The sequence below is a fragment of the Cerasicoccus maritimus genome, assembly GCA_031296935.1.
GTDB classification, from domain to species: domain Bacteria; phylum Verrucomicrobiota; class Verrucomicrobiia; order Opitutales; family Cerasicoccaceae; genus Cerasicoccus; species Cerasicoccus maritimus.
Map to the genome: position 1 here is coordinate 111,287 of JAVDPD010000003.1, position 22,976 is coordinate 134,262.

General features: G+C 56.1%; 19 protein-coding genes and 1 pseudogene. 13 read left to right on the forward strand and 7 right to left on the reverse strand.

All coding sequences use genetic code 11. From position 1 onward, the window contains the following. The first annotated feature begins 123 nt into the window (after positions 1-123). The 9 genes from RBB62_RS02245 (at position 124) to RBB62_RS02285 (ending at position 14,081) form a co-directional block, all read left to right on the forward strand. Positions 124-1,224, forward strand: coding sequence for a ribonucleotide-diphosphate reductase subunit beta (locus RBB62_RS02245; protein WP_309396585.1), 1,101 nt, complete (start codon positions 124-126; stop codon positions 1,222-1,224). A 241-nt stretch (positions 1,225-1,465) separates the two neighbouring features. Then, positions 1,466-1,669, forward strand: coding sequence for a hypothetical protein (locus RBB62_RS02250; RefSeq protein ID WP_309396587.1), 204 nt, complete (start codon positions 1,466-1,468; stop codon positions 1,667-1,669). Positions 1,670-1,692: 23 nt separating this feature from the next. Then, on the forward strand, positions 1,693-2,991 hold the full coding sequence (locus RBB62_RS02255; RefSeq protein WP_309396588.1) for a DNA methyltransferase: 1,299 nt from the start codon (positions 1,693-1,695) through the stop codon (positions 2,989-2,991). A gap of 346 nt (positions 2,992-3,337) precedes the next feature. Then, a complete protein-coding gene (locus RBB62_RS02260; protein WP_309396590.1) occupies positions 3,338-6,595 on the forward strand; it encodes a ribonucleoside-diphosphate reductase subunit alpha in 3,258 nt (1,085 codons plus the stop codon). Positions 6,596-7,292: 697 nt separating this feature from the next. Continuing rightward, entirely contained in the window at positions 7,293-9,839 is a 2,547-nt protein-coding gene (locus RBB62_RS02265; RefSeq protein ID WP_309396592.1) for a DUF1800 family protein, read from the forward strand. 125 nt (positions 9,840-9,964) lie between these two features. Next, positions 9,965-11,269, forward strand: a complete 1,305-nt coding sequence (locus tag RBB62_RS02270) for a DUF1501 domain-containing protein (RefSeq protein ID WP_309396594.1) — start codon at positions 9,965-9,967, stop codon at positions 11,267-11,269. A 60-nt stretch (positions 11,270-11,329) separates the two neighbouring features. Next, complete coding sequence (locus tag RBB62_RS02275) at positions 11,330-11,896, forward strand: hypothetical protein (protein WP_309396596.1); 567 nt, start codon at positions 11,330-11,332, stop codon at positions 11,894-11,896. A 152-nt stretch (positions 11,897-12,048) separates the two neighbouring features. Next, entirely contained in the window at positions 12,049-12,588 is a 540-nt protein-coding gene (locus RBB62_RS02280) for a hypothetical protein (protein WP_309396598.1), read from the forward strand. Positions 12,589-12,668: 80 nt separating this feature from the next. Then, entirely contained in the window at positions 12,669-14,081 is a 1,413-nt protein-coding gene (locus RBB62_RS02285) for a hypothetical protein (RefSeq protein ID WP_309396600.1), read from the forward strand. A gap of 19 nt (positions 14,082-14,100) precedes the next feature. Here the strand turns inward: RBB62_RS02285 and RBB62_RS02290 are convergent, their stop codons facing one another. The 3 genes from RBB62_RS02290 to RBB62_RS02300 all read right to left on the reverse strand — a co-directional run bounded on the left by RBB62_RS02290 (position 14,101) and on the right by RBB62_RS02300 (position 16,793). Then, a complete protein-coding gene (locus RBB62_RS02290; RefSeq protein WP_309396602.1) occupies positions 14,101-14,481 on the reverse strand; it encodes a hypothetical protein in 381 nt (126 codons plus the stop codon). 71 nt (positions 14,482-14,552) lie between these two features. Further along, positions 14,553-15,098 carry an isochorismatase family protein gene (locus tag RBB62_RS02295; RefSeq protein WP_309396604.1) on the reverse strand — a complete coding sequence of 182 codons (546 nt, stop codon included), beginning with the start codon at positions 15,096-15,098 and terminating at the stop codon, positions 14,553-14,555. A gap of 870 nt (positions 15,099-15,968) precedes the next feature. After that, positions 15,969-16,793: a hypothetical protein gene (locus RBB62_RS02300; RefSeq protein WP_309396606.1), complete on the reverse strand. Its 825-nt coding sequence runs from the start codon at positions 16,791-16,793 to the stop codon at positions 15,969-15,971. 87 nt (positions 16,794-16,880) lie between these two features. Between RBB62_RS02300 and RBB62_RS02305 the strand changes: the two genes are divergently transcribed. The 4 genes and pseudogenes from RBB62_RS02305 to RBB62_RS02315 all read left to right on the forward strand — a co-directional run bounded on the left by RBB62_RS02305 (position 16,881) and on the right by RBB62_RS02315 (position 19,995). Then, positions 16,881-17,570: a JAB domain-containing protein gene (locus tag RBB62_RS02305; RefSeq protein ID WP_309396608.1), complete on the forward strand. Its 690-nt coding sequence runs from the start codon at positions 16,881-16,883 to the stop codon at positions 17,568-17,570. A 272-nt stretch (positions 17,571-17,842) separates the two neighbouring features. Further along, on the forward strand, positions 17,843-18,073 hold the full coding sequence (locus tag RBB62_RS02310) for a hypothetical protein (RefSeq protein ID WP_309396610.1): 231 nt from the start codon (positions 17,843-17,845) through the stop codon (positions 18,071-18,073). Beyond that, a pseudogene (locus tag RBB62_RS20185) lies at positions 18,048-18,173 on the forward strand (putative zinc-binding metallopeptidase); the annotation flags it as partial. The gene RBB62_RS02310 and the pseudogene RBB62_RS20185, both read left to right, overlap by 26 nt. A gap of 109 nt (positions 18,174-18,282) precedes the next feature. After that, a complete protein-coding gene (locus RBB62_RS02315; RefSeq protein ID WP_309396612.1) occupies positions 18,283-19,995 on the forward strand; it encodes a S1 family peptidase in 1,713 nt (570 codons plus the stop codon). Here RBB62_RS02315 and RBB62_RS02320 read toward each other — a convergent pair. From RBB62_RS02320 to clpS, 4 genes are all read right to left on the reverse strand, one after another. Then, positions 19,992-20,978, reverse strand: coding sequence for an agmatine deiminase family protein (locus RBB62_RS02320; RefSeq protein ID WP_309396613.1), 987 nt, complete (start codon positions 20,976-20,978; stop codon positions 19,992-19,994). The two genes, RBB62_RS02315 and RBB62_RS02320, sit on opposite strands and share 4 nt — an antisense overlap. Before the next feature lie 262 nt (positions 20,979-21,240). Next, positions 21,241-22,116 (reverse strand): carbon-nitrogen hydrolase, encoded by an 876-nt coding sequence (locus RBB62_RS02325; RefSeq protein ID WP_309396615.1) that lies wholly within the window; start codon positions 22,114-22,116, stop codon positions 21,241-21,243. 45 nt (positions 22,117-22,161) lie between these two features. After that, a complete protein-coding gene (locus RBB62_RS02330; protein WP_309396617.1) occupies positions 22,162-22,653 on the reverse strand; it encodes a hypothetical protein in 492 nt (163 codons plus the stop codon). Next, on the reverse strand, positions 22,646-22,933 hold the full coding sequence (clpS, locus tag RBB62_RS02335) for an ATP-dependent Clp protease adapter ClpS (protein WP_309396619.1): 288 nt from the start codon (positions 22,931-22,933) through the stop codon (positions 22,646-22,648). The genes RBB62_RS02330 and clpS overlap by 8 nt, the downstream gene beginning before the upstream one ends. Positions 22,934-22,976: the final 43 nt, after the last annotated feature.

Sequence of the window (22,976 nt, forward strand, 5' to 3'; positions counted from 1 at the left end):
GTTGTTGACATGCTTTTAAAATCGCCCCACCTTTCACTGCATCGTCGCCTAATGCCCTCAAGGCCGTGACGGGCTGCTATTCTACGCTAAATCTTCAACCTGAATAACTTCCGCATAACTGCCATGTCGTCCTCCGAGACCACCACCGTCACCATCGGAAACAAAACTTTCGTATTGGACAAAGAAAAGGCCGAGCAGGCCTTCGCCGCCAAGAAGATCATCAATGGCCGCGACACGATGTTTTTCAACATCTTACCGCTCAAATATCAGTGGGCGTACGACCTCTACAAGACGATGAAGTCGAACCACTGGGAGCCGGAAGACGTCCCCATGCAGAAGGACGTCGAGCAGTGGCGCGACAGCTCGGGCCAGATCTCCGACATCGACCGCTGGATCATCAAGATGGCCATCGGTTACTTCTCGGCCGCCGAAGGCATTGTGGGCGACAACATCCAGCACGTCACCCGTGACCTCGTCACCGCGCCGGAGCTGAAGCTCGTTTTGGGCCGCCACGCGCACGAGGAAAACATCCACGCCGACAGCCTGGTTTACATGATTTCCTCGCTTGGCATCAATCCGCACGAGTGCGAGGCGATGTTCTCCGACATCCCCACGATCGAAAAGAAGACCAACTTTGTTGTTAGCAACTCCCGCGCGCTGCGCCGCGACATCGACCTCACCAAGACCGAGAACAAGCAGGCGCTGGCCAAGAATTGCTTCCTCTTCGGTCAGGTGATGGAAGGCACGCAGTTCTACGGCCTCTTCGGCATGGTGCTGAGCCTCTACCGCCAGAACAAGTTCCCGGGCATCGGCCAGATGTTCCGCTACACGCTGCGCGACGAGTCGAACCACATTGAAGTGTTCCGCAATGTGCTGATGGACCTTGTCGACGAAAATCCCGACGTTTGGACTCCGGAGTTCAAGGAAGAGCTCGTTGAAACCATGAAGGAAGGCATCGCGCTGGAGAAGGAATTCATCCGCGACTGCCTGCCGGTCAACGCCGTGGGCCTCTCCGCCGATGAGTTCGTGCAATACATCGACTACATTGCCGACCGCCGTCTGGAGAGCTGCGGCCTCAAGCCTCTCAACCCGGGCTTGGGCAACCCGTTCCCTTGGCTGGCCGAAATGATGGACATCCAGAAGGAGCAAAACTTTTTCGAAGGCCGCGTCACCGAATATCAGAAGGCCAGTTCGCTGGACTCCGTCGATGACGACGAACTTTAATGCAAGAACAATTGCCGCGGGCGAGTTGGAAACGCCCACCAAAGTGGCATGGTGGTAAATGGAAAGGATGGGGCCGCGGTTTTGCGAAACCGCGGCCTTTTCCCCACCAACTCCTCTCCAAAGGTAGCGCCCGTTATCCCTAACGGGCACTGCGTTTGGATGTTTTCCCAGTCTGATGAACATGCCCGTTAGGGATAACGGGCGCTACCTTTGGAGATGCATAAACTAAACCTTTATAGATATGAGCGAACGTAAGATCGAACCGAGATATGGGTGTGAAGCATATGTTGGTCGTAACGGTCATGTATGCATTCGACAAGAAAGGGACTATGATGGTGAGAGTGTCATTGTCTTGCATCACGAAGAGGCTCTCGAATTGATTGATCTACTTAAGGATGTCTATCAGGAAGCTCTTGATTTTGTTCCTGAGCCAGATGATGAGTGATTTTTACCATTAAAACTAACCCAGTGAACCAGCCGCTCCTCAATCTCGATACTCAATCTGCGCCGGACATCGCAGACGAGGCGGCGCTGCATGCCGAGCTCACGGCCTTTGCGGAGTTTGGTGCTGAGACGCAAGTCGAGGGTTGGCATGGCGAGGATGGTCTCGAGCTGCCGGTCTATATCAATGAGTTTTGGACCGCGAAACAGCGCCAGGCCAACGCGTTGCACGAGGTGTCCTACCGTGCGTGTTTTAAGCCGCAGCTGCCGCGCTTCTTTATAGAGCGTCTGACGGCGCCGGGTGATGTTGTCTTGGATCCCTTCATGGGCCGCGGCACGACGCCACTCGAAGCTGCGTTGAAGGGACGCGTTCCGTTTGGTGCCGACGTCAGCCCGCTGGCGGAGCGCCTGACCGCGCCGCGTCTCGACCCACCATCAAGCCGCGACGTTGCTCAGCGTTTGGAAGTCGTGAAGAAACTTTGCGATGCAAAGTCTGTTAGCGATGCGCCCGACGAAGACCTACTCGTGTTCTATCATCCCGAGACGCTGCATTGCCTCAAAGTCTTGCGTAGTTACTTGCAGGGGCGGCAGGAAGCAGGCGTGCTCGATAGTGTTGATGCGTGGATTCGCCTGGTGGCGACGAATCGGCTGACCGGCCACTCCAGCGGTTTCTTTTCCGTTTATACTTTGCCGCCGAATCAGGCGGTGACGGCTGACCGCCAGCGCAAGATCAACGCCAAGCGCGAGCAGCAGCCGCCGTTCCGCGATATCTTCTATATAATACAGAAAAAGAGCAAGCAACTGACCAAGGCATTGACCGAAGTTGATTTAGCCATGCTTGACAGCGTGCAGGACCAGGCGCGCATGGTCACGGCATCGGCCGACGCGCTGTCGCAGCATTTGCCCGCAGAGTCGGTTTCGCTCGTGGTGACTTCGCCGCCGTTTTTGGATGTTGTCCAATACGCGACGGACAACTGGCTGCGCTGCTGGTTTAATGGCATCGATGCCGACGCCGTGCCAATTTGGCAATGCCGCCAAGTCGACCAGTGGACCGACCGCATGTCTGCCAGTCTTGCCGAAATGAAGACGTTGCTCAAGCCGGGCGGCTGGGTTGCATTTGAGGTCGGCGAAGTGCGCGGCGGGAAGATCAAGCTGGAGAATTATGCCGTTCGTGCGGGCCTCGCCGCGGGCCTCGAACCGGTCCTCATTTTGATCAACCAGCAGGACTTTACGAAGACCGCAAATTGCTGGGGCGTGGCGAACAACTCCCGGGGCACGAACACCAATCGTATCGTACTTTTCCGTAAAGCCGCCAGTAACAGCTAGTTAACGGAAGAGTCACAAAAAGGTGCCGCTTCACGGTGGATTTCGGCGGTGGACAACATTTTTCCCAATAAAGCTTTTGACAAACCCGACTACTATATCTTGTATTTAAAACGCTAACCACCGCTATATCTAGTGTAACGATCAAAGAAAGTTGATATGCGCATAAGTTCCAACAACTTCTGTTTGAGCTGCCCCCCGCGGAGTGCTGTCCTCTTCAACTACTCGTTCACCGCGCCTCTTTAGCGCCATACTCTATCTAAGTCACGGGGCCTTGCTGTCTCTGGCTTTTCGCAACCACATTTAGATAACCTTTCTCCGCTTTGCTGGAAAACTGTCAGCCTGTCTTATGATTACCAATTACTCTTTCGACGAAGATATCGCCCTGAAGCGCATTGTCGCTATGCCCACCGACCAAAAGCAGCGCTTCAATTGGCGCGAGGTCGTTCTCGAAGACATCAAGCACCCTGAAGTTAAGGTGGAACTCGGCGGTGAAGAGCGTGAATTCGAGCTTGCTGAAGTCGCTGAAATTATTGGCCACGCCCTGACCGACCTCATGCTTTCACGTGAGGAAAACGAAATCTTCACTGACAAGAATCAGGCTTTCGTTGCACAGGTGGCCAAGGAAGTGAGCGAAAACATCGCCCGCCAAATCCAGGGCAAGGGCGAGATTACCCTGACCGATCTCGACATTAATCTGATCATCGAAAAGGCCCTCATCGAGCATGACGCGCACGACGTCGCGCGCAGCCTCGTCGCCCAGCGTCGTAACGGCGTGGCTGGTGGCGATGAGCCCGAGCCGATCAGCGCCCGCTTGATCCGCCGCAACCGGCAGGTCGTGCCGTGGGATCAGAACAAGGTCGAAGTCGCCGTGCGCAAGTCCTTCCTATCGCAGCAGCTTGATTCCGCGCCGGCGGTGTCCGTGGCCCGTGGCGTCACCGAACGCGTGCGCAACCTTGGCGAGTCCTTCATCCACATTGAGCAGGTGCAGGACATCGTGCAGGAAGAGCTCATGCGCCAAAACCACTTTAAGGTCGCGGAAGCATATATTCTTTACCGTGCGCATCGTCGCCGTCTGCGCGAATTGCAGGCTGAGCAGGCCGCAGACGACAGCCGTCAGGATTCCATGATCATGCTCACTGCCAAGGATGGCACCACCGAGTTCTGGGACCCGGCTGAGCTGCGCAAGCGCATTGACTTTGCATCCATCGGCCTCGACCTCTGCCTGACCAAGGAGCAAATTGAGTCAGAGTTGCGTCGTTCGCTTTACGCGGAAATGACCCGCGACGACCTCAAGAGCACGATCATTCTCAACGCCAAGAGCCTCATCGAAAAGGACGCGGACTTCTCCAAGTTTGCGGGCCGCGTGCTCCTGAGCTACATCTACGAAGAAGTGCTCGGTTGGGATATCATGCGCGACGGCATTGAAGGCCTCAAGGGTGCGCATCGTCAGTATTTCAAGGGTGCCCTGAAGCGTGGTGTTGAGCTGGAGCGTATTGACGCGCGTTTGCTGGATTATGATATCGAACGTCTGGCGGACGCGCTTGACCCGTCAGCCGACCTCGACTTCGACTACCTCGGCATTTCCACGATGTATGATCGCTACCTGATCGTCGACAAGTCCCAAAAACAGTCGCGCCGCCTCGAAACGCCGCAGCTGTTCTGGATGCGTGTTTCGATGGGCCTCTTCTTGCAGGAAAAGGAAGACCGAGAAGGCTGGGTCATGCGCCTTTACAATCTATATAAGAGCCGCCGCTTCTGCTCTTCCACGCCCACGTTGTTCAACGCCGGCACCACGCATAGCCAGCTCTCTTCGTGCTACCTTTACAAGGTGGACGACTCCATCGAGTCCATCATGCATCGTGGCATTGCCGAAAACGCCTTCCTCTCGAAGTGGGCGGGCGGTCTCGGTGGTTCGTGGACAGCGGTTCGCGGCACGGGTTCTTACATTAAGGGCACCAACGGCGAGAGCCAGGGGGTCATTCCTTTCCTCAAGCTGCACAACGACCAACTCGTCGCAGTGAACCAAGGCGGCAAGCGTCGCGGCTCCGGCTGCGCCTACCTCGAAACCTGGCACAACGACATCCTCGACTTCCTCGAACTGCGCCGCAACACCGGTGACGACCGTCGCCGCACGCATGACATGAACACCGCGAACTGGATTCCGGACTTGTTCATGAAGCGCATGGAAGAACGCGGCGACTGGACGCTCTTCCGCTCCAACGAAGCCAAGGAGCTGCACGATCTTTACGGCAAAGCCTTCGAGGACAAGTATGTCGAATACGAAGCCAAGGCCGAAGCTGGCGAAATCTGGGGCCAGAAGTTGAAGGCCATCGACATGTGGAAGTCCATGCTCCGCATGCTCTTTGAAACCGGTCACCCGTGGATCACCTTTAAGGACCCGTGCAACGTGCGTTCGCCTCAGGACCACACCGGGGTCATCCACAGCTCTAACCTGTGCACCGAGATCACGCTAAACACGTCCGACGATGAAACTGCCGTTTGCAACCTCGGTTCGGTTGTGCTCGATAGCCACCTCGACTCCGAAGGCAACCTCGACCTCGAGAAGCTGCGTGACACGATCCATGTCGCCGTTCGTGCGCTGGACAACGTCATCGACATCAACTTCTATCCGACGCAGGCTGCCGCAACATCCAATGCCCGCCACCGCCCGATCGGCCTCGGTATCATGGGCATGCAGAACGCGCTTTACCTGAAGGATATTCCTTTCACCTCGGACGAAGCCGTTGAGTTCAACGACGAGTTCATGGAAGCGATTGCCTACTACGCTTACGAAGCATCGAGCGACCTCGCTGCTGAGCGTGGCAGCTACTCGACTTTTAAGGGCTCTAAGTGGGACCGCGGCCTCATGCCGGCCGACACGCTGGACATGCTCGCCGATGAACGCGGTTTGGAAATCGACGTGCCCCGCGGCGGTAAGCTCGACTGGGATTCGCTCCGCACGAAGATTCAATCGCAGGGCATGCGCAACTCCAACGTGCTGGCCATTGCGCCGACGGCGACGATTTCCAACATCATGGGCACCAGCCCCTGCATCGAGCCTTACTACAAGAACTTCTACGTGAAGAGCAACTTGGGCGGCGACTTCGTGGTCCTCAACCACCACCTCGTTCGCGACCTGAAAAAGCGCGGCTTGTGGACCTCTGAAGTGCTTGATCAGCTCAAGTATTTCGACGGCGAGCTCGAAAACATCGACGGCATTCCGCAGGAGCTCAAGGACAAGTATACGACTGCCTTTGGTATCGAATACAACTGGTTCATCGATGCAGCAGCTCGCCGCCAAAAGTGGATCGATCAATCCCAGAGCGTGAACCTCTTCCTGAAAACTCCAGACCTTAAGACGCTGTCGCACATGTATCGCGCGGCTTGGCGCAAGGGCCTGAAGACCACTTACTACCTGCGCACCCTCGGCGCCTCGAATATCGAGAAGGCCACTGTGGGCGTGAAGAAGGAAGTCCGTGGCGCGATGGGCAAGGGTGAAGAAGGTTCCGCCGAGACGCCCAAGAAGCAATACACCGAAGAAGAGGTGAAGGCCTGCAGCCTCGACGCCCTCATGAATGGTGGCGAGTGCGAAGCCTGCCAATAAAATTTCAGCTGGAAAGATAACAGACTGACGCAAGACAAGACTGACAAGACTGGTAAAGGGCGGCTCCGGGTAACCGGAGCCGTTTCTTTTTTCTGGAACAAAAGCAAGCTTTGCGTTACAGAGTGACTCTGCGATGCAAAGTGAATCTGCAACTCTTCCAGCCTTTCAGCAGCGTTCACGCGCTTTGGCCGATGCGCGGCGTCTCTCGTTTACCATCGCGGAGCCCGCGCCCATTCGCTGGCGCATTCGTAGACTGGCGGCATTGCCTAGGGTAGGGTGGCAGCGAGGTTTTCCCTACTTTGGCGAAGAGTCGGAAATACTGGAAGCCTGGGGACTGTATTCGCGCTCTGCGGTTCACCGTGTGTTGGGCATTCATGCTGGTTTGACGTTGGGAGACGAGCTGTGGCGCCGTGTGACTCGTCACTTGGGTGAGCCCTGTTTCATGCTGGCTGATGCCAGTCAAGGGCGATTGCATTTGCTGACGCCTTGTTGCCCACGCATATGTTAAAAAAATATTCTGAAAACGCGTGAAAATCGCATTTTGCCCCCCAGATTTCGCTAATTTCTGGTCAAAGGCACGTTAGGTCTTCAGTAGGAAATTATCTAGGGTTGTGGGCTTATTTTGAATGAGGCATATTAGGTGGACTTAACTGGGGCGAGGTTTACTTCCCTGGTTTAAATTCAGTTTGGAACTACTATGAAAGCCTTGTATACTGGCATCCTTATCGCAGCCTCCCTCCTTTCTTGGAAGGTGCATGGGCAGGTTGATCAAAATGGCAACCAACTAAGTGATGTTTGGGAAATGCGTTATCAGGCTAGCGGTCTGCCCGTGGATGGTGACGCTGATGGCGATGGCATGACGAATGAAGAGGAGGCCGAAGCAGGCACGAACCCTTTCGATCCTCGCTCAAATTTTAGGCTGACCAACTTACAGACAGTTGGTCAGATGCTGTCTTTGGATTGGGTTGGCGCACCGGGAAAAATCTATCACCTTGAGCATGTTTCGACACTTGGTGAAGCGTGGAGCGTCATCGCGACTTACGACGGGGAAGACGCCGCGCAACAGGCGCTGATCGATTTTAGCTCCAACCCGGGCTTCTTTCGTCTGGTGGTGACGGACCTCGATACCGACGAAGACGGCGTTTTGGATTGGGAGGAAATTGAGCTTGGCTTTGATCCGGAAAACGCGAACAGCCAGCGCTTCAGTCAGGACGACCAGATGCGGATTGAGGCGGCATTGAGCTCTGGGAACACCGTGAATATCTATGCGCTGCAAGTGGATATTGCTGAGAACTGGTCTGCGCCGGGATACATACTTATTCAACGTCGCGGTGGGCTTGATGCTTTCACGGTCAACCTCAGTTTTAATGGTTCCGCGACAGCAGGCGTCGATTATGCATTGCCCGGGGGAACGGTTGAGTTTGGCATCGGCCAGCTTGCGGCATGGATTCCGATAAGTGCGCTCGATGATGCACTACCTGAGGGAGTCGAAACCATTGACATTGCGTTGGACGCTGGGGCGGGTTATCTCATCGGCACGCGCGCAAGCACCAGTGTGAGCATAATCGATGATGAATCAGACCCGACGATTACTACTCGTGAAGCTGCTCGTTTTCTTGGTCAGGCAACCTTTGGTCCGACGCCGTCATTGATAACTGATGTGCAGGCTGTTGGCATTGAGGCTTGGATCGAAGATCAGTTTACCCAAACAGTTGGCCAGCATCAGCCATTACTCATGGGGTATGATTGGGAGTTATTGGGTGGCGCTATTGGTGGCCCGTATTCGCATCACAAGATGCTCGCTTGGTGGCATCAGGCGATGGAAGCGCCCGATCCGCTACGCCAAAGAATGGCATTTGCCTTGAGTGAGATATTGGTTATTTCGGATACCAATGGCGGGCTGGATGGTAATCCAGTTGGCATGCTCAATTATTACGATATGTTGCTTGAGCATTCCTTTGGCAATTACCGAGAGCTCCTCGAAGCCGTCACCTATCATCCTTGCATGGGGGTTTACTTGAGCCATCGTGGCAACTTACCCGCAGATCCTGCGATCAACCGATTCCCCGATGAAAATTATGCACGCGAAATTATGCAGTTGTTTTCGATTGGGCTGTGGATGCTCAATGATGATGGCACTCGGCAATTAGACGAATTTGGCCAGCCCATCCCCACTTATGATAATAGCGACATCACGAACCTTGCCAGTGTCTTCACTGGCATGAGCTGGGGGCAGGGAGACACCAGTGTCTGGTGGGAGTTTTACTGGCCGACTGTTGAAAATGACGAATATTGGCGCACCTACACGGTTCCAATGATTCTCTGGGAGGGGCCTTATAGCGTTTGGGATAATGAGCTGAATCAGCATGTCGAGCAATACTACCATGAGCAAGGGGCAAAGACTGTTTTAGGAGTTGAATTGCCGGCTAACGACCCCGAGAACCCTGAAGATAATTACGCCGTTAATGATATTGATCGTGCGTTGGATGTCATTTTCAACCACCCGAATGTTGGACCGTTTATTGGGCGGTTGCTCATTCAGCGGTTAGTCACTTCGAATCCTTCCAACGCCTATGTGGCTCGTGTAACGGAGGCTTTCAATGGCGGGGGACCACATAATCCATCGGGTGTGCGCGGTGATATGCAGTCGCTTATCCGTGCGATTTTTTTGGATGAGGAAGCCCGCGACGCCGATATGCTGGATGACCCAGAGCACGGTATGCTACGCGAAAATTACTTGCGCTATGTTGCCTTGGCGCGTGCCTTCAATGCATCTTCGAATAGCGGCGAGTATCCGATCTTTTGGGTTAATGATGCCTTTAGCCAACAGCCTTTGAGCTCGCCTAGTGTATTTAACTTTTTCCAGCCAGACTATCAGCCACTTGGTGAGATTAGAGATAGTGGGCTTGTGGCGCCGGAGTTCCAGATTCTGACGGCGGTGACAGGGATTACGATTCCTAATCAATTCAACTCCAGTATCTTGTATCAACTGAATTGGTCTGAAAACGATGACGACGTCGTAAGGTTTGATTTTTCGCCAGTCGTTGCATTGATCAACGACCAGGATGCTCTCATTGAATACCTGAACAATCTACTCACATTTGGCAATATGACTCCTGAGTTACACGACTCGTTGAGGTTTATGCTCAATCGCCCGGAGTTCGACGGCCAGTCCGATGAGTTTATGGTGCAGTCTTTAATTTATTTGATCGCCACTTCGGCAGATGCCGCAGTTCTGCGCTAACTCTCATTTGCAAAGTAACTTTCTAACACAAAGTAAGCATGAAGGGAAATCCATCACTCTCGCGTCGCCAGTTTATCGGCCAAGCCAGTTGTGCGGCAGTTGGCTCTACCGCATTGTTTTCCACCTTGCTGAATTTACGCATGGCCAGCACAGCTGCGGCGCAAACCGTAACGCCCGCTTCAGATTATCGTGCGCTGGTTTGTCTTTTTCTCGCCGGTGGCGCTGATTCATACAACTTCCTCGTTCCTTCCGGTACGGACGAATATAATGAATATGCTGGCGTACGTGCGGACCTAGCGCTGCCGCAGGCTGATTTGCACACGCTGAATATTGCGAACTCGATCGGTAAGGATTTGGGTGTGCACCCAGGGATGAGTGAGCTGCGAGATTTATTCAACGCGGGTAACTTGGCCTGGGTGACCAATGTTGGCACATTGATCGAGCCGACAACACTGAGCCAATACCAGAACGAATTAGTGAACTTACCGCTTGGGCTCTACTCGCATGCTGACCAAATCAAGCAGTGGCAGACCTCTGTGCCGCAAAGTGGCGAAGCGATTGGTTGGGGCGGGCGCACTGCGGATTTATTGCATTCGCTGAACGACAATGATCGAATTTCGATGAACATCTCCGTTGCTGGCAGCAACGTATGGCAAAATGGTAACCAAACTTTCCAATATTCCATCGGCACAGATGGATCTCAGGGACTCAGCGGTTATGACTGGGATTGGGGCGGCTATCCGGCTCGTGGCGCCGCAATCGACAGTCAAATGGATATCGAATACCAGAACCTTTTCCAAAAGACTTTTGCGCAATCGACAAGGAACGCGCTGGATGCACACGAGGAATTTTCCGCGGCAACTCAGGGTATCGAGCTGGCCACAGTTTTTCCGGAAACTAATCTTGGCTCGCAACTGCGAATGGTCGCACAAACTATCGCTGCGCACGCTGCTCTCGGTATGCGTAGACAGACGTTTTTTGTGCAGTTCGGTGGCTGGGATCATCACGACGAAGTGCTCGGCAATATGGCCACGATGGCTCCCGTGATCAGCCAGGCTGTCGCGGCATTTTATGCTGCGATGGAGGAGATCAATGAACAAAATAATGTAACACTGTTTACGGCTTCTGACTTCGGGCGCACGTTAACTTCCAATGGGGAAGGCTCGGATCACGCCTGGGGAGGCAACCACCTTGTCTGTGGTGGTGCGGTTAATGGAGCCAATATTTATGGGACCTATCCTGACCTGTATGCAGACAATCCCTTGGACACTGGACGTGGACGCCTGATCCCGACCACCTCCGTTGATGAATACTTTGGCGAGCTTGCTTTATGGTTTGGAGTAAGTTCATCGGATTTATCGATGGTGCTCCCCAACGTGACGAATTTTTACACTCCGGGCGCCATGGGGCCGCTCGGTATGATGGGATGACGATGAAGTCGGACATGGCGATACTTTGCATGGCAAAGTTAATGGTAGCAGCTTAGTTCGATGGACCCGAAGCGCATAGGTTGGTGGCTGGGCCTTTTGCTTGCAGTTGGCCTGACTTGGTATCTTGCCGGACCGCGCGGTCAGTGGTCAGAGCCCTTTGATCATGAGTCTGCTGATGAGGATAAATCGCTGCCCTCGCTCGATGCGCCCAAGCCTGTGTCGCCGAGCTCGCCCGTTGCCTTCTCTTATAGCCTGCCGATGAGCCCCGCTGCGGCCAAATTGAACGACCCCGCACTTACGGCGCGTGATGATGTGGCGAACGTGCATCTGTTGTTGGAGCAAATGTTTGGCGTGTGGAAAACGCAACGGCGGCCTATGAGTCTGAATACGGAGTTCACGCGGGCGCTCACGGGCGACAACCCGGTGCGCATACCCTTCCTGCCAGCGGACCACCCGGCCATAATTGATGGAGAACTGGTCGACCGCTGGGGCGCGCCCTACCAGTTTCACCAGTTGTCGATGGACCGGATCGAGGTGCGAAGCGCAGGCGCCGATGGCCGACTTTACACGGAGGATGACGCGCTTTACTCTCCGTGGCGTGAGGCGCCAGCCCCGGTGATGCCGTAAACGGTAGTAAAGGTGTCGCTATCTAGCTATAGAGTGAAATGAGTAGCCTGTATGTCGATTTAGATTCTTCTGGGAGCCACGGCTGTGGCGAGTACATTGCACTTGTCGGTTGTTTATGTACAGCTTACTGATGAAATATGATCAGATTAAATATGGCAGTATTTGGGCTTTACCTGCTTTTGCTGAATGTGACGCATGCATTATTACAGCCTTCGCTTGCCGACCGCTTCTTGCTTTCGCTTTCAACTTATACCCGGGCCTATAAAAATCTGGATGTCATCCCCATTGATCAGGGAATGCAGGGGATAATCGACGCATACGGCGAGCTTGACGCCAGTTGGAGAGCATACGAGCCTGTCCTCCGGAAGACGGACTCAGCTAAAGCTGACGCGATGGAGGCGCGGGTTGCGATGATGCTATTTGGCAACATGGCGGTGTTATATGACCCTGAGGCACCCGACGAAGAGAACATGTTTACGACAGCGGACGTTCGCAAAGCCTACGAACGTATATCTCCTGAATATTTGAACCAACTGGAGGCGCAGCTGCGTCCGAAATATCCGAACGTAAACCTAACTTGGGGTGACCAGTGGATATTTCCAATGGATAAGCCACTCCTGTTGGCAGACGCCATTTCCAATGCCTTGCTGGACGCTGTGGAGCTCCATACGGGCATTCGACTACCGAAGTAGGAAGCTGCTGCCGCAGCCCCGTGATCCAAGATTCAGAAAAATAATTTGCGCATCGGCAAGAACCGGATTCGATAACTGGCATGGCAGGGTTATCCTATCAGCAAATCCAAGACTCTCTCGCAGCGCAGCCTTTGTTTGAGAACAAGACCTGGCGTTTGTCGCCCGAACCGTGGCGGCTCACCCGTAAGCAAATCGCGACGCTTGAGCAGATCGGACAGGCGTGCCTGGATTTCTACCTGGCTCTGGACAACCTATACCGCCGTTGTGCCGAGGGTAAAAACCTACTACGCAACAAAGAGCTGACGGCGCCCTGGGTGTGCAGCTATCTCGACCGTGGCAAGCCGCGTCGCCTCGTGGAGCACGCCCGGCTTAAGCGCTTTAAGGGCATTGTGCCGCTGGTTTTGCGCCCGGACCTCCTCCAGACCGAGGACGGCTTTGCGCTGACCGAGATGGACAGCGTGCCCGGTGGTCTCGGCCTCACCGCGTTCCTCAACCGTCTCTACGGCATGAGCGAGCGGGCCTTTGCGCCCGACATCGTGGGCGGGGTTGGTCAAGTGGAGCTCGACTGGCATCGTTGCCTCGCGGCGACCACGCCCGATAAGGAAAACCCGCTCATCGCGGTCATTGTCAGTGATGAAGCTGCGGTTTATCGCCCGGAGTTTGACTACCTCACCGCGCGCTTGCGTGAGCAGGGACTGCGCGTTTACGCGCGCCACCCGGACGACCTCATGCCGATGGGCGACAGCCTGTGCATCCCTGTCAATGGCAACCCGGAGGACGTGGACATCATTTACCGCTTTTGGGAGCTTTTCGATGTGGGCAATGTGTCCACCGCGCAAGACATCTTGCGCGTGGCCGAAGACGGCGGCGTGGTCGTCTCTCCGCCGATGAAGGCTTATCAGGAGGAGAAGCTCAATCTCGCCTTGCTGCATCACCCGGTGCTGGACGACTACTGGCGCGAAAACCTGCCGCGCCGTTCTTACAAGGCGCTAAAAAAAGTCGTGCCGCATTCGTGGATTATCGATCCGGTCGAGCTGCCACCCAACGCCGTGCTCGACGCACCGTGGGTCGATGGCAAGCCGATCCGCGAATGGGAGCAGCTCGCCGAAGCCAGCCAGAAGGAGCGCAATTTAATCATCAAAGCCAGCGGCTTTCACGAGACGGCCTGGGGGGCGCGCAGCGTTACCTTGGGCAGCGACAGCTCGAAGACCGACTGGCAGGAAGCAATCGAAGAGGCCGTCGACTTGGCCGACGAGACGCTTCACATTTTGCAGGACTACCGAAAGCCGATCCGCTTGAAGCACCCGGTTTATTCCGAGGACGGCGAGGCGGTTTACGAGATGGAAGGCCGTATCCGCCTGACGCCTTACTTCTTTGTGGAAGGTGATCAAGCCAAGCTCTCGGCCTGCCTCGCGACCTTCTGCCCGGCGGACAAGAAGATCATCCACGGCATGAAAGACGCCGCAATGCTGCCTTGTCGCGTGGTGGATTAGGCCGCAACGGCTCGCCGTGCTAACGCAGATAAAAGCCAGCCACCTTGCCGTCGACGACCCACAACTCGGCGACGAGATCGTGGTCGGGCTTGCTCTCGAAATGCAGCTTCCAGTAGTAGCCCATCATGCCTTCGGGGCGGTTAACGTCGCCCCAATAGGTCTTGGTGTAGCCGGCTGCCAGCGGTTTGCCAACCTGGGCTGAAACCTTGCTCAGAAGCTCGGGGCTCATGGCGAGCGTCATGGTCTCATTGCACACCGAGTGAAAGCTTTTGATGTCGTTTTTCTCGATCGAGATCAGCAGCGTGTTAAGCATCTGGTTGACCGAGGCAGGGGGCTCCGCCGCGTGGGCGGCAGTGGCTAATAGACTCAGGGCGACGAGCAAGGAGAAGAATTGTTTCATGGTGAGGAGTTTAGATCAGTCTCCGGTCTTGTGAATCTTTATCTGAGCCTTCGATTCCGTAACGGCTTGGCTTAACCAGCCGCCTTGACGAGCTGGGTAAATTCGCGGAAGCGCGGGTGCGTGGAGTCGCCAAAGAGCGAGTAAAACACCGTTTCAACCGGCAAAATGTGGGCGCCGGCTTGGCGTAGGGTGTCGAGCGCGGCAGCGCGGTCGTCATTGCGACGCTGGACCACGGCGTCCGCCAGCAAGGTCACGTCGAATTGCTCGGCCATAGCCTGGACCGCAGTCTGGTAAATGCAGATCGGCGTTTCCAGCCCGGTGAGCAGCAGGTGCTGCACATTGCGCTCTTTGAGCCACGGGATGATGCCCTCGGCGCCCAAGGCGGAAAACGCGGTCTTCCCAAACACCGTGGCCTCCGGCGCGGCGGCGCGGACTTCGGGCATTGTGGCACCCAGCTTTTCCGGCACGTGCTCAGTAATGGCGATGGGCATGTTGAGCAACTGTGCGGCGCCAGCGGCGAGGATCGCGCGCTTGGCGGCGGCAGGGCCGTCGGGCATCACTTTGAGGAAAACGGATTGCCAGTCGACCAAGAGCAGGGCGACGGGCAGTTGCGGCATGGCATTGTCGGCGTTCACGCCTGATTGCCTAGTTCGCGCATGCGTTACGGTCAAAGCTCAATTAGCAAAACTACGCATCGCGCAGGCAGGTATTAGCGTGGGCCAGCGTCCGCTTCATCTCCAATTCGCCTTCTCGGCTTCCATAGGGGGGCGGGGGGGGGTAAATCCGCTTTTTTCATTATCAAAGAACAATATAAAACCCGCCCGCTCGCCGGGACGAGGCGCAGGTAAGGCACGGGCGGCTCAGGGGCCACCGGCTGGAGTGGCGGTGGGACGTCACTCACACGTCGGCGCTGCGCTGGGCAGGCTGGCATAGTCCGTCGGGCGAAGTGCGGACCGCATAGACATTGGGCGTCGGTTAACTGCTTGCTGTCACCAAGGCAGTCAGCGAATGGGCCCGTTTAAGCGGCGCAGCAACGCGCGCGGAGCGAATGCCCCCGCATGGCGTCGACTGGGATACCCGGTCGCGCTGGCTAAGGCGGATGTTTGGGGATGGAGAGGTTCATGGGTGGGTAGGGTGTGTAGGGTGTGTAAAGTGGGTAGGGTGTGTAAGGTGGAGTGGTGGGAGCGCGAAGCTTTAGCGAGTGCTGCGTTTGATGGGCCGACTCTGAGGGGCAGCATAAACACTCGCTGAAGCTTCGCGTTCCGGCAGTGAGGAAACGTAGGTAGTCGAATAGGTGATCAATTAAACACTAGTCGTAGCACGCCTGATTGCAAATAAAAAGTGCTCACATGAGCATTTTATTAGTGAGTAGCTCTCACTATTAACTCGCTTTGGGCATCAACGATTTACACACGTAAAATCTACGCCCTGCGATGCATCGTGGGCGATTTCGGCAGCAGTGCGCGCAATTTTTTGGCTGCTTCGGATTACTTGCCCGTGTTGGTGATGACGATGGGCGTCGTCGGGTAGTAGGGGCGGGCGTACCGGTTGCCCACGCTACTGTAGCTCACGCTGAAATTACCCGAACTGTAATTGGCCTGCAAGCCCGGCTGGTTGACGGGCGGGCTTGGTTGCGGTGTGGTTGTGCACGTGCCGCCATTTCCGGTGACGACGACCACGGTCCGCGGCTGCGGGTAGTAGGCATACGGCGGGTAGTCGTAGCCTACACGAAAGTAATTCTGACTCTGCTGCGCCTGCTGCTCGGCGGCGGCGGCGCGTTGTTCGGCGGCGGCCACACGGCGCTCCAGCTCGGCGAGTTTTTGCTCCTCGCGGCGCTGCTTAATCTCGTCGGCGCGGGCTTCGGCCAAGGCGATGGTGGCGTCGTATTCGGCGTCGATGTCGGTATCGGGAAAGTCTTTGCGCAGTTGGTTCCAGTGGGCGATGATGGCCTTGACGTCGTTTTCAGTGATGGGCGTCGATTCCAGCTTCAGGTAGTCCAGCCACATGCGGCCTTTGTCGAGGCGTTGGGCCAGATTTTCAGCGCGGCGCTCGGCCCAGTATTCTGTCATTTGCTCCTTGGCCTGTTCCTGGCGAACCAGCTCGGCGGCGGATTTGAGGCTAAACGTTGTCACCTTGCCATCGACGAGGGTTACGTCGCCTTCGGCAAACATCAGGCGCTCGCGGTCGCCGAGGTCTAGCTCGCCAATGGGCGAACCCAGCTCCTGTATCACGGACGCACGCGTGTCACCCACCTCCACGGCGTGGAGGGAGGCTCCCAGTAGCCCAAGGGCAATGATTGCCAGCGAACGCATAATGACAACCTAGCAGATGTCGGCAAAATTGCAATTGCCGATATTGACGCTTGAGGAGCGTCGGCCTCTGCACAAAGTTACCCCGTGATGAGCGACACTGCGTCTCCACATTCCGGCCACCGCGCCCGCCTGCGTGAGCGCTTCATGCGCAGCGGTTTAGGCAGCTTTGCCGACCATGAGGCCGTGGAGCTGCTGCTCACGCTGTGCATTCCGCGGCGCGATGTAAAGCCGCTGGCGAAGTCGTTGCTCGCGCGCTATGGCTCGCTGAAGGGCATCCTCGACGCTCCGCTGGAGGAGTTGCAACTGATCGAGGGCATCGGCTCGGTGACGCCCGTTGCGCTGCGCATCATCAAGGAAACCATGCTGCTCTACCTCCACCAACGCGCGGAGGAAAAGCCCATGCTCGACAGCGTCGATGCGTTGATTGATCTCTTTCGCGCCCGTCTTGGCGAGCTGCGCCACGAGGTGTTTGAAGTCGCCTACCTCGACCATTCTTACCAGCTCATGCGTCACGGCATCGAGCGCTTGGAAGAAGGGCTGGCCAACCGCGCCACGGTTTACCCGCAAAAAGTCGCCCGCGCCGCGCTCCAGCGTCACGCTGTGTATGTGGTCATTGCCCACAACCACCCGACCGGCGAGCTTGAGCCCAGCCAGCAAGACCTTCGCCTGACCAACGCCATCAAAGCCGCCTGTGATGCTGTGGGCGTTAATTTGCTCGACCACATCATCGCGACCAGCGACGGCGCCACGTCCTTCCTCGACCGCGAACTGCTTTGACGTTTGCCAGCAGGGCGTGGATTTAACCGCGGAGGACGCGGAGAGTGCGGAGAGCGGCGAGGTGCGATGTTTTTAACAGGAAGATCGGAAAGATCGGGAAGCGCTAGGTGTGAGTGTTTTTTGATTCTTAGGTAGGTAGCGCAGGCGCGTCCCCGCGCCGCACCCCATTGGAGTGGGTTTGAGCAATCTGGCTCAAGGTAGGGCGACGCTTACCATTCGCCTAGAGATAACATGAAGTTGCCGGGTGAGCAAGTGCTGGACCCGGCAACTTCATGTTATCTCTAGAGTGCGAGTTGAAACTGTTGAAGCAGGGCACGGTCGCCATCGATGGCACACACCTGGGGGCCAACGTGAGCAAGGACCGCAACGTCAACGCCGAACGGGCCCAGCAGCTCGAAACGCGCTTGACCGCGGACATCGCGGCGCCTTGCGCCCGGTCAGACCAGGCCGATAACACGGACGTGAACGAACGCGTGCCTGCCAATCACGTTCGCGGTCAATAGTCTGAACCGGAGCATGGGCCAGCCTGACCTTTACCCGTTTGTCCTGCCACCGGCAGTTTTTGAGAAATTGCGCTACGTGCATCAACTGGTGCAACCGTAGTTTTACATAATAAGGCTTGATCCTCTCAGCCTACAATTAAATTGTATTACTGATGATCTTGCGACGCGTATATTTTCTGATCTGTTCCCTAGCCATCGCCATCCCTGTATTGGCGGAACCCAAAGCCAAACCAGACAAGCTCCACTTGGACAGTGGAGACTTCATGGAGGCGGCAATCGACCGCATATCTGGCGAATCCGTGCACTTCTACAATCTAGAAACCGGTGATCTGGAATCACTACAGCTCAGTCAGTTGACTGACGAAAGTCGCCAAGAAGTAATCGAATGGTACCTCGGCGAAATAACTGCCAAGGGGGAGTTAGTTCTTTCCATCAAATACGATTCATCACGTGAATTAGAACCTGGCCGCCAAGTTGGGAGTTACCAAATAGAATTAGAAAACAACTCCTCAATGACCCTGCCAGCTGATATCCAACTAGTCACCACAGCCTTTCGCATCGGCTTTGAATTAAAGAACAGCGACGACCAAAAGCAATACGACATTAGCAGCTTCAATCAAAAGTCACCCAAAACTAAATCTGGGCCAGTGAAGCCCAAAGCTAAACTTGAAGCCTCCACATCTAAGCAAATCAGCACTTCTCCCCCCTACAACTGGGTGCGACTTTCCGGCACTCCTTTTCGCATTCCTAAAGGCGAGTCAGTGCCTGAGAAAATTTACCTAACCGCCATCGAGGCCGAACTAAAATACAAAGGGCAAGTGCTGACCTCGAAGATATCGCCGGCTCGCACCGCCAGCATCATTCAGGAACGTCGCAAGCAAACGACCGGCATCGTCTTGCCCCCCGAACCCAAGGCTGAAACAAAGCCCGAAAATAAGTCAGCCGACACACCCGCAACAGCCGCTCAAGACGATGTGCCCAAAATTTCCTACGACGCAATCGCCATCATTGAAGGCGATGATGGAGTCGGTTCTGGCTTTCTGCTGGAAATGAAAGAACGTAAATTCCTCGTGACCAACTCCCACGTCATCACGGGAGCTATCCGCCTGTCCGCCAAGACCACCCGCGGCACGGAGATCACCCTGCCCCGCTACTTCTTCGTTGCCAAGGACCGCGACCTGGCCATTTTCCCAATCAATTTTGACGGTGATTTCCTCGAACCGCTCACCGAATACAGCGAGGTAGACATCGGCGAGGCCGTCACCGTGTTTGGCAACGAGCGCGGTGCCTCTGTCGTCACTCAACTCACTGGCAAGGTCAATGGCGTAGGCCCGGCGCGCGTGGAAATCGACGCCCCCTTCGTGGAGGGCAACAGCGGCAGCCCAGTCGTCCACCACGACTCCGGTTGCGTCATCGGGCTAGCCACCTACTACATCGAATACGAAAAACCCGAGGCCGACACCGACCCCAAAGAATACGTAAGCGGCAAGAAGAAACAAAAGGAGCGCCGCCGCTTTGCTGAACGCATCGACAACGTTACCGAGTGGGACAAAGTCAGCCTGCACATGCTCCAACAGGAGGCCGAGAAACTCAACTCCTACGAAGATTTTCTGGAAGGCGTGATCACCATCGCCAACGGCGTGGCCAACGGCAACCGCATCGTTCGCCCCAGCAGTTCGACCCGAGAGGTCAACTATATGCTGGAGGATTACCACCGTCGCCGCGAGCGCGGCGAAGTCGGCAGCGGCGGAGAAAACCGTGCGCTGGAACAGCTCAAGCGCAGCGTAATTAGCGGCCTTGAAGCCCGCCACAGAGAGGTTGAACGCGACATCCGCTCTTACTACCTGAAACAAGAGCTGGAATATTACCAACAGCTCAACGAAGTCCTCATGGACTACGTCAGCGGGCTACATTATTACTAGACTGGCTGGTTCACTGAAATGCAATGCAGCGCACCGCCTTCTTCCAAGAGCAGGCGGCAATCGATCGGCACGACTTCGCGGCCCGGGAAGCACTCCTTCAGCGCGCCCAGGGACCACTCGTCCGGAATCTTTTGGCCAAAGACCGGGGCCAGCACCGCGCCATTGAGCAGCACGTAGTTGGCGTAGCTCGCGGGCAATTCTTCGCCCACGCTGTTGAGCACCGGGTCAGGCAACGGCAGCTCCACGACTTCGCGGAAGCGGCTCTTCAAAATCTCGTGGTTCTCCTTGAGCGCAGGAACGCGGCCCGTGGATACGCACAGCACCGAGTCTTCAGCGAAGAAGCGCGCGAGGTTATCAATGTGGCCATCGGTGTCGTCGTTGGGGAGCTCCGCCGGTAGCCAGACAACCTCCGTCACGCCGAGGGCTTCCTTAAACACACGCTCGTAGTCCGCGCGAGTCGTGCCCATATTGCGGTTCGGGTTCAGGAGCACGGGCTCGGTCGTCAGCATGACGCCAGCTCCGTTGACCTCGATAGCACCGCCCTCGAGGACCAAATCGTAGTCATCGCGGGGCAAATTCTGCGACGCGGCCATGAGCGGCGGCGCGGCGTTGTCCAGATCCCACGGCTCAAACTTGCCGCCCCAGGCGTTGAACGTCCAATTCGTCACACGCACCTGGTCGCCCTCCTTTACGAAGATCGGACCATGATCGCGGCACCACACATCGTTGGTCGGATGTTCGTAGAGGTAGACATTTTCCCAGAGCGCGCCCGCGTGCCGCAGGTGATTGCGGATAAAAACGTGCGCTTCCTCATCAGCATTGATGTTCACCCGCTGATAGCGGCTGGCAATCGACGCAATTTCGGCGAATTTCTCGGCCACTGCTTCGTTCTTCTGTGGCCAAATATGCGTCGACACCGGCCAGGAGAGCCAAAGCGCGGCTTGGGGTTCCCACTCAGCGGGCATGCGACGAAGGGTTTTCATGCTGGGATTTAAGTACGGCTCACGCGATTGAACGCGAACATTTTTTAAACTACCAATCTCACGAATGGATGCGAATCGCTGGATACGCTTTTTTAACTACGACGGAACGAAGTGGAGATGACGTAGCAATGGTACAGATAAGCGCAGATGATTTTTATACGAGAAAGCGCATTACCAGATCTGCGTCCATCTGCGCTATCTGTAGTTAATTCAAACTCGCCACGCTGGATTCGCGTTCATTCGCGAAATTCGTAGTTAAAAATCAGTCGATGAAACGCTTGGTCAAGCCGTCGTAGGCGTCGATTCGGCGGTCACGGAAGAAGGGCCAGATGCGGCGGAAGTCTTCCTGCGCCTTGAGGTCGCACTCGACGATGGCGACGCCGGTTTCCTGCTCCATGCGGTGCTTCAGCTGGCCGTAGTAATCGCTGACAAAGCTGCGGCCCCAGAACTCCGTGTCGCCCTCTGTGCCCACGCGATTGACTGCGACCACATGGCAACCGTTAGCCACGGCATGGCCGCGCTGGACGGTTTCCCAGGCGTTGTGTTGGGCGTCACCAAGCGCGGGTTTTTCTTCGGGCAGCCAGCCAATGGCCGTCGGGTAGAATAGGATGTCCGCGCCTTTCAGCGCTGTGAGGCGGGCGGCCTCGGGATACCACTGGTCCCAGCAAATGCACACGCCGAGGCGACCGAACTGGGTGTCCCACACCTGGAAACCGAGGTCGCCGGGCGTAAAGTAAAATTTCTCCTCGAAGCCCGGGTCCTGCGGGATGTGCATCTTGCGATACTTGCCCAACAGCGAGCCGTCCGTGTCGATGATGGCGGCGGTGTTATGGTAAAGCCCCGGCGCGCGGCGCTCAAAAGTCGGCACGATAATGACCACGCCCAGCTCCTTGGCCAGGGCCTGCATCGCCTCGACACAGGGGCCGGGGATGGGCTCTGCGAGGTCGAACTGCTCGGTGTCCTGCGTGATGCAGAAGTAGAGCGTGTTGAACATCTCCGGCAGACAGATCACCTGGGCGTCCTGCGCGGCCGCCTCGCGAACGAGGCCCTCGGCCTGCGCCACATTGGCCGCCGGCTCGGCAACCATCGCCATTTGAATCAAGCCGATCGAAACTGTCCGTGATTCTTGAGTAGCCATCGTCAAGCAGGGTTAAATCATCCACCGCCGCGCGCAAGCCAGTTCTCAGTCGTCCTCCTCGTCGTCCATCATGTCGTCGAAGTCGTAAAACTCGGGCATGAGCTGCACGATGAGCATCTCCTGGAAGCGGGCCAGGAAGGTGTAGCAAATATACGGTTTCTGCTCCTCGGGGCCGAGATTCGCCGGCTCCACCAAGTCGCGCTCCAAGTCATATTCGGTGAAGCGAGACAGGAAGGCTTCGCGGATTTTCAGGCGGACAGCTGACGCTGCGCGCAGGGCGCTCTCGGCATCTTCCTCACTCAGCTCTACCGGGTGCTCGGGCAAGAGCTGGTTGAGCAGCTCGATCAGGTAGCTCGAGTCTTCGCGAAGCTGGTCAAGCAGGCTGTCGCGCCAGGCTTCGAGCAAAATCTCGTCGTCGTCAGGCGCGCCATCCATGTTGACGGCCAGTTGCAGGCGGAACCGTTTTTCAATGGGCTCCACCACGTCCAGCAGCGCCTGGATGTAGAACGGGCTGATCTTAATGGCGAGCTTAGGCATCCTGCTCCAGCTTTGCGTTTAGCTGCCACTTGTGCAGCTCATGGACGTAGGTTTCGGCCATTTCACGGTCACCAGACCAGACGATGGAACGGCCCTGCTCGTGGACCTCCAGCATGTGCTTGCGCGCCTTGTCATCGTCAAAGCCAAGCACACGGCGGAAGACCAGTACCACGTAGCTCATCAGATTCACCGGGTCGTTGAGCACGACCACATTCCACGGCAAAGCTGTCGCAACGGAAGTCTCCGTATCGGTCTCGGTGAAAGGACTCGTGGTAGCCATATTCAAAATGAAAGGGAATGCCTAAACTTACGTGCTTCGACAC

Coding starts and splice junctions, on each gene's coding strand:
- RBB62_RS02245 (WP_309396585.1), top strand. CDS start 124: ATGTCGTCCTCCGAGACCACCACCGTCACCATCGGAAACAAAACTTTC.
- RBB62_RS02325 (WP_309396615.1), bottom strand. CDS start 22,116: ATGGCTACTCAAGAATCACGGACAGTTTCGATCGGCTTGATTCAAATG.
- RBB62_RS02330 (WP_309396617.1), bottom strand. CDS start 22,653: ATGCCTAAGCTCGCCATTAAGATCAGCCCGTTCTACATCCAGGCGCTG.
- RBB62_RS02285 (WP_309396600.1), top strand. CDS start 12,669: ATGGCAGGGTTATCCTATCAGCAAATCCAAGACTCTCTCGCAGCGCAG.
- RBB62_RS02260 (WP_309396590.1), top strand. CDS start 3,338: ATGATTACCAATTACTCTTTCGACGAAGATATCGCCCTGAAGCGCATT.
- RBB62_RS02290 (WP_309396602.1), bottom strand. CDS start 14,481: ATGAAACAATTCTTCTCCTTGCTCGTCGCCCTGAGTCTATTAGCCACT.
- RBB62_RS02250 (WP_309396587.1), top strand. CDS start 1,466: ATGAGCGAACGTAAGATCGAACCGAGATATGGGTGTGAAGCATATGTT.
- RBB62_RS02265 (WP_309396592.1), top strand. CDS start 7,293: ATGAAAGCCTTGTATACTGGCATCCTTATCGCAGCCTCCCTCCTTTCT.
- RBB62_RS02320 (WP_309396613.1), bottom strand. CDS start 20,978: ATGAAAACCCTTCGTCGCATGCCCGCTGAGTGGGAACCCCAAGCCGCG.
- RBB62_RS02310 (WP_309396610.1), top strand. CDS start 17,843: ATGTTATCTCTAGAGTGCGAGTTGAAACTGTTGAAGCAGGGCACGGTC.
- RBB62_RS02300 (WP_309396606.1), bottom strand. CDS start 16,793: ATGCGTTCGCTGGCAATCATTGCCCTTGGGCTACTGGGAGCCTCCCTC.
- RBB62_RS02305 (WP_309396608.1), top strand. CDS start 16,881: ATGAGCGACACTGCGTCTCCACATTCCGGCCACCGCGCCCGCCTGCGT.
- RBB62_RS02275 (WP_309396596.1), top strand. CDS start 11,330: ATGGACCCGAAGCGCATAGGTTGGTGGCTGGGCCTTTTGCTTGCAGTT.
- RBB62_RS02280 (WP_309396598.1), top strand. CDS start 12,049: ATGGCAGTATTTGGGCTTTACCTGCTTTTGCTGAATGTGACGCATGCA.
- clpS (WP_309396619.1), bottom strand. CDS start 22,933: ATGGCTACCACGAGTCCTTTCACCGAGACCGATACGGAGACTTCCGTT.
- RBB62_RS02295 (WP_309396604.1), bottom strand. CDS start 15,098: ATGCCGCAACTGCCCGTCGCCCTGCTCTTGGTCGACTGGCAATCCGTT.